5 protein-coding genes are annotated in these 9,690 nt (G+C 67.0%); all 5 read left to right on the top strand.

Annotated elements, in window-relative coordinates; genetic code table 11:
• Positions 1-1,842: acyltransferase domain-containing protein (locus O3Q52_RS16810; RefSeq protein ID WP_269649589.1), on the top strand; the 1,842-nt coding region annotated here is incomplete at its 5' end.
• A gap of 179 nt (positions 1,843-2,021) precedes the next feature.
• Positions 2,022-5,267 carry an amino acid adenylation domain-containing protein gene (locus O3Q52_RS16805; protein ID WP_269649588.1) on the top strand — a complete coding sequence of 1,082 codons (3,246 nt, stop codon included), beginning with the start codon at positions 2,022-2,024 and terminating at the stop codon, positions 5,265-5,267.
• 268 nt (positions 5,268-5,535) lie between these two features.
• Positions 5,536-6,882 carry a lysine N(6)-hydroxylase/L-ornithine N(5)-oxygenase family protein gene (locus O3Q52_RS16800; protein ID WP_269649587.1) on the top strand — a complete coding sequence of 449 codons (1,347 nt, stop codon included), beginning with the start codon at positions 5,536-5,538 and terminating at the stop codon, positions 6,880-6,882.
• 77 nt (positions 6,883-6,959) lie between these two features.
• Positions 6,960-7,730 (top strand): thioesterase II family protein, encoded by a 771-nt coding sequence (locus O3Q52_RS16795; RefSeq protein ID WP_269649586.1) that lies wholly within the window; start codon positions 6,960-6,962, stop codon positions 7,728-7,730.
• Between the two features lie 423 nt (positions 7,731-8,153).
• Positions 8,154-9,677: an AMP-binding protein gene (locus O3Q52_RS16790; RefSeq protein WP_269649585.1), complete on the top strand. Its 1,524-nt coding sequence runs from the start codon at positions 8,154-8,156 to the stop codon at positions 9,675-9,677.
• Positions 9,678-9,690: the final 13 nt, after the last annotated feature.

The raw sequence follows: 9,690 nt of genomic DNA, 5'->3' as shown, positions 1-9,690 counted from the left end.
TCCGGCATGGTCGAACTCCTGGTGGAGGGGCGTGAGTGGACCAGGGCGGACGGTCCGCGGCGGGCCGGGGTGTCGTCGTTCGGAGTCAGCGGCACGAACGCGCATGTGATCCTGGAAGAGGAACCACCGCCGGAGCAGACGGACGAGCGCGGTCCGGGCCCGGCCGTCGCCGGTGGGCTGACGCCGTGGGTGGTGTCGGGCAAGAGCGCGGCGGCCTTGGAGCGGCAGGCGGGCAGGCTGTGCGAATTCGCCGATGCCGAACCGGGTGCGGATGTCGCCGACGTCGGTTGGTCGTTGGTGTCCAGCCGGTCGGGCTTCGATCACCGTGCGGTCGTGCTGGGCCGTGGCCGGGACGAGTTGCGACGTGGATTGGCGTCGTTGAGCGACGGCGCGGAGTCCGCCGGGGTCGTTCGCGGTGTTGCCGGGGACCTTGGCGGCGTTGTCTTCATGTTCCCCGGGCAGGGCTCGCAATGGGTCGGTATGGGGCGGCAGTTGTACGACACCTTCCCGGTCTTCGCCCGCACCCTCGACGGGTGCGCGGCCGCGTTGGCCGAGTGGGTCGACTGGTCGCTGCTCGACGTGGTGCGCGGCGTGGCGGGTGCGCCCTCGCTGGACCGGGTGGACGTGGTTCAGCCGGCGCTGTTCTCGGTGATGGTGTCCATGGCCGCCCTGTGGAGGTCCTGGGGCGTGGAACCGGCCGCGGTGGTGGGCCACAGCCAGGGCGAGATGGCCGCCGCTCACATATGCGGTGCGCTGTCGCTGCGCGACGCCGCCAAAATAGTGGCACTCCGCAGCAAGGCTCTGGTGGATCTGATCGGTCACGGCGGGATGGCGTCGGTCGCGGAGTCCGCGGATTTCGTGGCGGCACATCTGGCTCCGTGGAACGACCGGGTGAGCGTCGCCGTTGTCAACGGACCCCGCTCAGTGGTGGTGTCCGGGGAACCGGACGCACTCGATGAATTCGTCGAGAAGATGAAGGCCGAAGGCGCTCAAGCGCGGAGAATATCGGTTGATTACGCCTCCCATTCGCACCAGGTGACCCGCGTCCGCGACCAGGTGATCGGACCGCTGTCCGACGTGCGTCCGAAAGCGTCGGCGCTGCCCTTCTACTCGACCCTGTACGGCGAAACTATCGATACCGCGAAACTGAACGGAGACTATTGGTACAACAATCTGCGCGAGAAGGTTCTCTTCGAATCCTCCGTCCGGCGATTGGTCGACGACGGTTTCCGGGTGTTCATTGAAATGAGTCCGCACCCCGTTCTGACCGTCCCGGTGCAGGAGATGGTCGAGGAAGTGGACGACGTGGTGGTCCTGTCGTCCTCGCGGCGGGACCGGGGCGAGGTGGAGGCCGTGGTCGGCTCGCTGGCCCAACTGCACGTCCGGGGCGGCGTCGTGGACTGGGACGCCGTGTTCGGGGCGCGTCGGAGGGTGGAGCTGCCGACGTACGCCTTCCAGCGGCGGAGTTACTGGCTGAACTCCTCGCACACAGCGGCGGAAGCGGAGGTGCCCTCGAAGGAGCTCCCCGCGGACGATGATCGCCTCGTCCCCCTGGCGGACCGGATCGTGGCTCTCTCCGACGCTGACGCGGAGGCACTCGTGCTCGGCCACGTCCTCGAGAAGGTCGCCGTCGTGCTCGGACACCCGTCCAGTGAGACCATCGACCCCGACCAGGACTTCAGGAGTATCGGATTCGACTCGCTGCTGTCGGTGGAACTGAGCAAACGCCTGGCCGCGTCGACAGGACTCAAGCTGAGGGCGAATCTGGTGCTGAGGCACCCGTCATCGAGACTGATCGCCGGGCACATCATGTCCTCGATGGCCAACCGCGATCCGCGGTGATCTCGCTGTGTTCCGGGCGCCGTTCCGCCCCGTATGACCGTCCCGTCGACGGGACACCGTGAGTCCTTCAGTGGCTTGGCCAGCCCCGGCATCCTGTTGTCTTGACCGGCCGATCCACACCTGTGAAGGTGGAATTGATCTACGAATTCCTTTGGTTCCTGGGCTTGTTCGCTGAGGAGATGATCCGTGTGCGTTCGCTCGGTGCGTCGTCTGCGCAAAGAGGGTTGTGGCTGGCGCAGAGAATGTCTCCCGAAACGCTGAACCATGCGCTGTTCATGTGGGATGTGGACGGTGAGCTGGACATGGCGGTCATGGAATCCGCATTCCGTCATGTGCTGGGTGAGGCGGAAATACTGCGGGTGAACTTTGTCGACGACGACGGTGAACTGCGGCAGATGCCCCGGGAATTGGGGGACTGGCGGCCGTTCTTCATGGACTTCAGCGACACGGCCGATCCCGAGCAGGCGGCCCGTGAGGCGCTGGCCGACGTGGTGGGGAAGCCGTTCGACCTGGAGCGCGATCTGCTGCTCCGACTGGGCGTGGTCAAACTCGCGGCAGCCCGCTCTCTCGTGGTGATCGCCTACCACCACCTGGTGTCGGACGGGTACGGCGCGGGAGGCCTGCTGTCGCGGCGCCTTGCCGAGGTGTACACGGCGTTGGCCCGTGGCTCGCAGGCAGCGGACCTGCCGCACCCGTGGGATGCCGAGTCGTTCGCAGCCGAGGCGGCGGAGTACCGAGCCTCGGAGACGTTCGCCGATGACACGGAGTTCTGGCGCACCTACCTGGCGGACGCTCCGGCGCCCGCCCAGGTTCCGCGTGTCGCTCTGTCGGACGCGATGAGGTCCGCGCTCTCCGAACCGATGGGCAGCGCCGACCGATGGTCGCAGTTGGCCGACTCCATCGGCATGGTGAGCCGAACACTGACCGTTCCACGAGCCGAGGCGGACGCGTGGACCGAGACCGCGAAGTCCATGGGCGTATGGATGTCGTCGCTGCTCGCCGCGGCCGCGGCGGTGTTCTTCCGGCACCGCTGCGATCGTCCGGAGCTCCTCTTCTCGCTGGCCGTGGCCAATCGTGTCGGCGTGGCGAGCAGGTCGCCCGGTCTGGCGGTGAACGTGGTGCCGGTGAGGGTGGGGGTTCCGCTCCACGCGACCTTCACCGAGATCGCCGACGCGATCGTCGACGAGACGTATGAGATCTTCGGCCACACCGCCTGCCACTACTCGGACATCCAGCGCGCCGGCGGAACGGTCATGAGCGGTCGCGGCAGTTTCGGTGTCGCTCTCAACGTCGTCGAGTTCGCGGAACAGCTCCACTTCGCCGACAACCCGGCGCGCCATCTCGGTGCGACGACCGGGGCCTTCGACGAACTGGCGATCGGCGTCTACACCGACGGGAGTGCCGACAGTGACCTGTTCATCCGGCTCGATGCCCCGGTGGTCCTGTACTCCCGCGCGGAGTTGCGCTTCATCGGCGAGGAGTTGATCGCGTACATCCGGGCCGTGATGGCCGACGGTTCGCAACCGGTCGGTGCGCTGGACGTGGTCGGCGGCGCCGAGCGGGACCGGGTGCTGACAGCGCCGAACAGCACGGATGTGCCGCTGCCGGGGTTGACGGTTCCGGAACTGTTCGCCCGACAGGTGGAGCGGTCACCCGATGCCCTCGCGGTGGTGTCCGGGGACTCGGCGGTCTCGTACCGGGAGTTGGACGATCGGTCGAGCCGGCTGGCCGAGGCGCTGCGTCGTCGGCATGTCGGACCCGAGACGGTCGTGGCAGTGGCGATGCCTCGATCGGTGGACCTGGCCGTCGCCCTGCTGGGGGTGGTGAAGGCGGGCGGAGCCTACCTGCCGATCGACGCGACGTTCCCGGTGGAGCGGATCAGATCGGTGGTCGGCGACTCTTCGGTGGGCGTACTGCTCACCGATGCGGCGACAGCCGGAGTGCTCTCCGCAGATCTGGATGTTCCAGCGATTCTGTTCGACGAGATCGAGTCGGACACCGCCGACGATGACAGCGACGGTACGCGGGAGGTTCCGGTCCCGTTGCACCGGGACAACCTGCTGGCCGTGATGTACGGCTCTGGATCGACCGGGACGGCCACGGGAGTCGCCGTGACGCACCGGAACATGGAGCGGTTCGTCATGGACCGCCATTTTCACGAAGGCGGCCACAGCACCGTGCTGTGGCATTCGCCGCACACCTCCGATGCGCTCGCTCTCGAATTGTGGGTGCCTTTGTTGAACGGCGGCCGGGTGGTCGTGGCCCCTCCGGGCGAGCTGGACATCGATGCGCTGACCGAGTTGCGGGCGGCGAACGAGATCTCCATGATGTGGCTTTCCCCGGGCCTGTTCTCGGCGATCGCGGCAGAACGTCCCAAGTCCGTTGCCGGGTTGCGCGAAGTGTGGACCGGTGGTGACCGCGTGTCCGCGGCCGCGGTGCGACGGATGCGGGAGGCCTGCCCCGAACTGACCATCGTGGGCGGTCACGGTCCGACTGAGACGAGCGTGTTCGCCGCATCCCACCGCCTGGCCGCGGACGAACCCGTGTACCACGCGGGCGCCGTCGGTCGCCCGATGGACAACACCGCCCTCTACGTGCTCGGGCCAGGGCTGGCGCCGGTCCCCGTGGGCGTGACCGGAGAGCTGTACGTGGCCGGGCAAGGCGTGGCACGCGGTCGTCCCGGTCGGCCCGGGGCGACCGCGGAGCGGTTCGTACCCTGCCCGTTCGGCCCGGCCGGCGGGCTCATGCACCGGACCGGAGACCGGGTGCGATGGGGCACCGACGGCTGCCTCGAGTACGTGGGCCGGGACGACGCCCGGGCAGAGATACGTGGTGTACGGGTCGAACCGGCCGAGATCGAGGACGTACTTTCCGAGCACCCTGGGCTGGCACAGTCGGTGGTGGTCGCGAGGAAGGACGACTCCGGGCAGCAGCGGCTGGTGGCCTATGTGGTGCCGGTCGGAGGCCGCGACCGCGGGACTGTCCCTCCGGTCGAGGAACTGCGCCGGTTCGGCGCGGAGCGGTTGCCGGAGTTCATGGTGCCATCGGTATTCGTGGTGCTGGAACGCCTGCCGGTCACGGCCGGTGGGAGGCTGGACCGGGCGTCGCTGCCGGAGCCCGCGTTCGACGACAGGCAGTACCGGCCACCGCGCAATCACACCGAGCGGGTTCTGGCCGAGGCGTTCGCCGACGTGCTCGAACTGGACCGGGTGGGCATCGACGAGGACTTCTTCGACCGCGGTGGCAACTCGCTGCGGGCGATCCGGCTGGTCGGCCTGATCCGGGCGGAGTTGAAGCTGGAGGTGTCCATCCGCACATTGTTCGCGGCACGCACCATCGCCGGTCTGTCGGACAGGTGGAAGGACCTCGCCCAGTCGAGCAGACCGGCTCTGCGCAGGAGGACGAAGGACGGCGAAGTCCTCTGAGATTCGGTGAAAGAGGAAAGCAGGCCTTACGTGTGCATTCATGTCCTGTCGGCAGGACATGAATGCACGACCCACACGGATACACTGCTGCATCGGAATGCGTCGGCTGGGGCCGGCGTACTTGAATGGTTCATCTTGCCGGGGCTACGTTGGCGGCGCGACCGATGGAAATGCCAGCCCCCCGGACGCGGGTCATTCCTGCAGCGGAAGATTACCGGTCGAAGACGCGAGTACGGTCCGTGCGGTCATGCCAGCGGGAGAATTCTCTATGAGTAATCGTGAACACGAGATCTACGACGTGGTCGGAATTGGGTTCGGACCGTCCAATCTGTCGCTCGCCATCGCCCTGGAAGAGCATGGCGCGAGTGGCCTGAAGAATGAGATCAGCAGCCTCTTCTTCGAGCGTCAGTCCTCTTTCGGCTGGCACCGCAACATGCTGCTGCCGTCGGCGACCATGCAGATATCGTTCCTCAAGGACCTGGCTACCTTCCGCAATCCGACGTCGAGTTTCAGTTTCATCGCGTACCTGCATGCGTCGGGGCGGCTTTCGCAGTTCGTCAACAACCAGGACTTCTTTCCCACGCGCCAGGAGTTCCACCAGTACCTGGAGTGGGCGCAGGCACGGGTGGCCGACCGCATCGTGTACGGCTCCGAAGTGACGTCGATCCGGCGGTCGACGGGCGCCGGTCCGGAGCTGTCGGACAGCCTGCTGCTGGAGGTGGCGGATGCCACCGGCCGGGTCGGCAGCGTCGTCGAGGCCCGGAACGTGGTGATCTCGACAGGCCTGGTCCCGAGCATGCCCGAGGGCATCGAGCGCGACGAACGGGTGTGGCACAGCTCCGAGTTCCTGGAGAAGTACCGCCGGACAGACCCCGGGGAACTGCGTCGGGTGGCGGTGGCCGGAGCGGGCCAGAGCGCCGCGGAGATCGCCAGGTTCCTGTACGACGAGCTTCCACACGCCGAGGTCTGTGCGGTCATCCCGTCCTACGGCTACTCCGTCGCGGACGACACCCCCTTCGCCAACCAGATCTTCGACCTGGGAGCCGTCGACGACTACTACTTCGGCACCGAGCAGACGCGGGAGGCGTTCTGGCGGTACCACAGCAACACGAACTATTCGGTCGTCGACGACGAGGTGATCCGGGACCTGTACCGACGGTCGTACGACGACGACGTCCGGGGGGTCAAGCGCCTCGAGATCCTCAACCTGACCAGGGTCACCGGCGTGAAGCGCGCCGGCACCGAGACCCTCGTCTCCCTCCAGGAGGGATCCGACGGCGAGGTTCGTGAACTCGACTTCGATCTACTCGTCTGCGCGACCGGCTACAACGCGATGGAGCCCACCGACCTGCTCGGTGACCTCGACCGTCACTGCCTGCGCGACGAGGCCGGCCGGTACCGGGTGGAGCGGGACTACCGCATCGTCACCGCCCCCGAAATGCGGTGCGGCATCTATCTTCAGGGCGGAACCGAGCACACCCACGGCCTGACCTCCTCGCTGCTGTCGAACATCGCGGTACGAAGCGGGGAGATCGTCGACTCCGTCGTCGCCCGGCGCGCGGGGCGGAACGACGGGAGCACAGTCCTCGCCGAGGTCGGAGGAGACATCTCTTGAACGTCCGCAGAGCCCGTGACACCTGGTCTCGCCCATGGCACTGATGATTCCTTCCGTTGTTGAAAGGGCACCTTTCGATGAGTAGTCCGGTCGAAGAGCGGTGGATACGCCGCTACCGCGATGACGACGGGTGCGGGACGAAGCTCGTCTGCTTCCCTGCCGCCGGCGCCGGGGCCAGCGCATATCGCACCTGGTCCTCGGGACTGCCTTCGGACATCGGCGTGCTCGCCGTCCGGTACCCGGGCCGGGAGGACCGGTTCGGCGATCCGTTCCCGCCCCGGCTGGAATCCCTTGCGGACGACATCGCCGACGCGCTCGGCGAGCTCACGCGGCATCGGCTGGTGCTGTTCGGGCACAGCATGGGGGCTTCGTTGGCGCACGAGGTGGCGCTGCGCTTCCAGGAACGGGGCTGTCCGCCGACCGCCTTGTGCGTGTCCGGCAGGCGGCCGACGCACGCGCTGGCCGGCCGGCAGATGATCTCCGGCACGGACGAGGAGATCATCGCGCATGTCGTCGGCTTCGACGCGAGCCGTGCCGCGGTCTTCGCCGACGCTGACCTCAGGGAGATCGTGCTCCCCGCGGTCCGCGCGGACTATCACCTGGTGGACGACTACTCCGGTGGCCGCCGACCTCTGCTCGACTGCCCGGTGTACGGCTACACCGGTGACGAGGATTCCGAAGTGACCCCGGAGCAGATGAGCCGCTGGGCAGAATTGACACGCGGTGCCTTCCGGCTCCGGGTGCTGCCCGGTGGGCATTTCTACCTCAGAGGTGAGGAGGCTGCGCTGCTGGCGGACCTGACTGACGTACTGGGCGATATCAAATTCCGTACGAAGACCGCCCTATGACGCGGCCCCATGCCATCGGAAAAATTCTTCTGGTGCTGCGGGGAACAGGCCTTTATGTGTCCGCAGCAATATGCGGTCACATGAACCAGGTAAATCGCACTTTGCGCCGCCCTCGGCGAGTGCTCGTGGTAACCTGATTTTCGGCGGCCAAATGCGAGATTTCATCACTGTGCATTTGCAGGGTGTCTCACGGCCGATCTGTCCTTCAGTCGCGGGCTGGGACCAGAAAAACTCGGTGGATTACTTCTCCCTGATTTTTGGAGCCGAATCCAGCAATGCCTAATTGGCGAACTCACCTGCTGAGCTTCCTTGGCCTAGGGATGGCAGATGGCAAGTAAATCGACAGCGCTGACTGTGCCCCGCCCGCTCCCCTCGCTATGGGGCGGGTCGGCGGATCCGCCGTGCCTGCTCGAGGCGCTGGCCATGACCGCGGCGACACGGCCGGACGACGTCGCGGTCCGCGGCGAGGACCACGTGCTGACATACCGCGACCTGACCAGGTGGACCAGGAGCATCGCCGCGGTGCTGGTGGATCACGGAATCCGCCCGGGCGACCGGGTGGCGATCACCGGTTCGCGAAGCGCCGCGATCGTGGCGGCGATGCTCGCCACGGTGTACATCGGTGCGACATATGTTCCGCTGGACGCCGGCTACCCGGTGAAGCGCCTTGAGCACATGAAGACCGACAGCGGTGCCAAGATGCTGCTGTTCGCTGACCAGGAGCCCGCGTTCGCGACCGGCGTGCAGTCCTTGCGCATACCGCCGGCGCCCGGTCGGCCGACTGCGAGCACGCCCGGCGACGATGTCGTGCCGCGGCACTCATGCCAGGCGGACCTGCCCGTCTATGTCATCTACACCTCCGGGTCCACAGGCCTGCCCAAGGGGGTCGTGCTGCCGCACCGCTCCATCGACAACATGGCGGAATGGCAGCGGAGTCATTCGGTGCGACCGGACCTGCGCACTGCCCAGTTCACGCCGCTCAACTTCGATGTGTGGTTCCAGGAAGTCCTCGGCACGCTGTGCGGCGGGGGAACCCTGGTGATCATGCCCGAGCCACTGCGCCGTGACCCGATCGCCCTTCTCGAATGGCTGGCAGACAATCGGATCGAGCGGCTGTTCCTGCCGTACGTGGCGCTGAACATGCTCACCGTCGCCGCTGCCGCCGCCGATTCACTCGACGATCTCGCCCTTCAAGAGGTGAACCTCGGCGGCGAGCAGCTGGTCTGCACCCCGGCCGTAAGAGACTTCTTCCGGCGCCTGCCGGGCTGCCGACTGAACATCCACTACGGCCAGAGCGAGTCCGCCATGGTCACCGCGCACACGCTGCCCGGGCCGCCGGAACACTGGCCGACGTTGCCGCCGATCGGCCGCCCGCTACCGGGCTGCGAGGTGATCGTTGATCCGATCGACCAGAGCGAGCCGGCGGTGGGGGAGCTCCTGGTGACCGGCCTGCCACTCTCGACGGGCTATCTCAACCAGCCCGGCCTCAACGCGGCGCGGTACATCCCACTGGACCTCACCCGCCACGGCCACAACCGGGCCTTCCGTACCGGAGACCTGGTGCGCGTCGAGGACGACGTCATCCACTACGTCAGCCGTGCCGACAACGAAGTGAAGATCCGCGGAGTGCGGGTGAATCCGCTGGAAGTGGACGCCTGCCTGCTGGAGCAGCCAGGCGTCGCGGAAGCGGTATGCGTTCCGATCGAGATCGCCGAGGGTTCCCGTCAGTTGCGAGCCGCCGTCACTGTCGACGGAGAGAAGGCCGCCTTTGACGTCGCCCGAGCGATGGCCGCACTGGCCGAGCTACTGCCGGGGCCATCGGTGCCCGTCTCCATCACGGTCCTGCCGGAACTTCCCCGAACACCGAGCGGCAAGGCAGACCGTAAGGCGGTCGCCCAGACGCTTGCGGGCATTCACCTGCAAGGCCATGGGCAGCCCGGCCGCTGACGCAGAGGAGCGA

The organism is Streptomyces sp. ActVer (assembly GCF_027270795.1).
GTDB lineage: Bacteria > Actinomycetota > Actinomycetes > Streptomycetales > Streptomycetaceae > Streptomyces > Streptomyces umbrinus_A.
The sequence above is the reverse complement of the archived record's forward strand: the minus strand, read 5'-3'. Positions and strand labels throughout refer to the sequence as shown.